The 3,162-nt window shown below is 66.8% G+C and carries 1 protein-coding gene; it reads right to left on the bottom strand.

The features are described from left to right. A partial coding sequence (locus tag VGK20_13735) for an adenylate/guanylate cyclase domain-containing protein (protein ID HEY2775102.1) occupies positions 1-3,046 on the bottom strand: 3,046 nt, incomplete at its 3' end. Positions 3,047-3,162 lie beyond the last annotated feature (116 nt).

The following is a 3,162-nucleotide window of genomic DNA, read 5'->3' as shown; positions in this document are numbered from 1 at the left end:
TGACAAAGTAGGCATCCGCCAAAGCTTCCGGGTCATCCGCGGCTTGCGCCTCGGCCGCCGTGCGTTCAGCCCACTGCAGCGCGTCGGTCATCCGTCCTTCGGTGCCCACCACCATGGCATACCAGCCGCCCGCGCGCGCATGTTGCCGAGCCGCCTCCGGTCCTTCGATTTCCTGGAGGATGGCGCGCGCCTGCTCGCACCACCGCAGCGCTTGCTCGCACTGGCCGAGCTTCGCTTCGACGTGCGACAGCTTGAGCAGCAGACCCGCGTCCGCCAGCGGATCGCCGACGGCCGGCCCGCGCGCATCGGTGTACGCCTTGCCCGCCTTCTGGAACTCGCCCGCGCGATACCAGGAATCGCCGAGGGCCCGGTGGATGACGGCAATTTCTCCACCGCTTACGTCATCGAGCTTGCGGCCGGCCTCCAGCGCACGCGAGTAAAGCTTGGCCGCTTCGACGTGAGCATAGCTGCCTTCGGCGCGCTCGGCAGCCGCCGTCGCGTAGCGAAAGGCAGGCCGGTATTCGCCGGCCTCGAAGTAGTGGAGCGAAAGAATGTTGGCGATTTCTTCGGGGTAGTCGAGCTCTTCTTCGAGACGCGTCGCCACTATTCCATGCAGTTTGCGGCGCAGCTTGTACGGCAATCCTTCGTAGGCGGCATCGCGCAGGAGCGTACGGCGGAAGCGCAGGTATCCGTCCGACTCCTCGTCGAACAGGTCGCCGATCGCATTCCACACGGCGGCCGCAGGCGCGGAGAAACCTTCCTCCCCGTCGAACCACGCCACCATCCGAGGGTGGAAGGTCAAGCCGAACACGGCAGCGTGGCGGACCACGCTGCGCTCTTCTCGTGACAGCGAGTCGATCTGCGCCATCGTCGCCGCTTCGGCGGAATCGGGGAGGTCGGCGACGCCGCCGCCCGAGTCGACCACCTTCTGCAACAGGTCGCGCAGGAACTGCGGATTGCCGCCCGAGCGCGTGGCGACGACCTCGAGCACGTGCGGCGGGAGCGGAGTCTGCTGGGTCGCCAACTGGGCGAGCCGCAGCGCATCCGGCGCCGCGAGAGGCTTCAGCTCGATGCGAACTACGGTCTCCGCCTGAGGCGCCACGAAGCCGCTGGAGCCCTGGCGCGCTACTGCGAAGAGCCACGGATGCGTTCCAAGCTCGCCGGTCAGGTGCAACAGGAGCTCGGCGGACGCCTCGTCCATGTGATGCGCGTTTTCGATCTCGATCAACTGCGGCGTGGACATGATTGCCGTCAGGAATCGTCCGACGGACTCGTGCAATTTCGCACGGCGGTTCGCCTCCGCCAGCATCGATACCTCCGGCGTCGGCTCGACGTCTAGTCCGAAGGGTATGGCCACCAGGGGAAACCACGGGACCAGATCGGGCACCTGCTTGGCGACTTCTTCGCGCAGCCGCTCCGCGATGACCGTTTCGGAATCGTCCCGCCCGAAACTCAGGTATTCGCGCAGCAGCTCGCTCCACACCGCATACGGCGTGGAGGCGGTATACGCTTCGCAGGTGGCGTGCTGCTTGTTGAGCCCGGCCGCCGCGTCGCGCAGCGCCTCGAGCAGGCGGGTCTTGCCTATTCCGGAGTCGCCCACGACTTCGATCAGCCGGCCCGCGCCCGAACGCGCACTGGTGAACGCCTTTCGTATGGCGCCAAGCTCGGCATTGCGGCCGGTGAGCGGCAGGCGCTGCGTCGACACCTGGCGCGTCTTCGAGCTTTGCGCGCGGCCGACCGACCACGCCTGAACGGGCTCCGCTTTGCCCTTGACCGGGAACGGCTCGAGCTTGGTCGTCTCGAAGTGCGTGGCCGAACGCTCCAGGACGTCGCTCGTGGCATAGATCCGGCCGGGCTCGGCCTTGGCCATCAGCCGTGCGGTCAGGTTAACCGCGTCGCCCATGACCGTGTAGGTGCGTCGATACGGCGGCCCGATGTCCCCGGCAAAGACGGCGCCGCGATGGACGCCGATGCGAATGGGCAGCGGCAGTTCGCTCGAAGCGATCTTCGACAGCGCGAGCAGCATGCGCTCTTCGTCGTTGCCGGTGACTTTGGGCGCGCCGCCGGTCAGGATCAGCTTGCCGCCGTCCGCATCGACGTCGGAAGCGAGAAAGCTGATTCCCTGTTCTTCGGTCGCTGCTTCGACGACGTTCAGCACTCGATGCAACGCTTCTGCCGCCGTCTCAGCGCCGCGGCTTGCGATCAGTTCATCGGTGCCCTCGAAGCGGATGAACGCGATCGTGACCGGACGGTGCTCGGACGTTCCGCCGCCGGCGAGCACGTGCGCGCGAACCGAAGGTGACAGGCATCGCGCCGTCATTTCGGCCGACATCTTCGGTCGCGGAGACAGTGGAAGTTTCTCCGCATAGCCCGGAGGTTCCTGCTTCAGCAAACGGCCGGGCCCCTTGGGCTCACCGAGGGATTCGGCCGGTAACGCCGATGCGGTGTCGATGCTGACGACGATCTCGTCGGCATCGGCGCCGCGCTCGATGGCGACCAGGTGGCTCCATGCCGGGCCGACGGGAAGGAGCTCGGTGTGCGAGCTGCCTACCGCGAAAAAGTGGAAGCGCCCGGAATGGACTCCCTGCGAGATCTGCAAGGCTATCTTGGCGTCGCGAAGCTCGACCGCGCCCATGTCGCGCAGCACCGCGCGCATCAGCACCGTCGCGCGGCACGACCGCCCCGCGTGGCCGTCGCCCTTGAACCACAGCAGCAGCGCGTCGCCGCCGAACTTGAGCAGGCTTCCGCCCGCGTCGTAGGCGACCGCCAGCATCAGCTCGAAGACATGGCCGATCACCCCGGTGATCTGCTCGGCACCTTCGCGACCCTTGCGCGCCAAGGCCTCGGACAACTTCGTGAATCCCGAGACATCGACGAATACCGCCGTACCGTCGTCTGCCCAGCTTCGTCCGGTCGGATCGTCGACCAGATGCTGCTGCAGCATCCGTGCGACGTACAGATTCGCGCGCGCGGCCGCAGGATCCAGAGCAGGTGGCGTCGACTCGAGCGGCAGCTCGGGTGCGCCGGATAGGTTGGGTACTGTCATGGGTAGCGCCTGCGTGCGACCGTTCGCTGCCGCAGCAGCGTCAAATTTTCCCACAGCCTCGGCGACGCTCGGCAAGTGTCGGCGAGGCCAGCGGTCGAACAACGGGTGTAGACCAG

The sequence above is a fragment of the Candidatus Binatia bacterium genome (genome assembly GCA_036493895.1).
In the GTDB taxonomy this organism is placed as follows: Bacteria; Desulfobacterota; Binatia; order UBA1149; family CAITLU01; genus DATNBU01.
The sequence above is the reverse complement of the archived record's forward strand: the minus strand, read 5'-3'. Positions and strand labels throughout refer to the sequence as shown.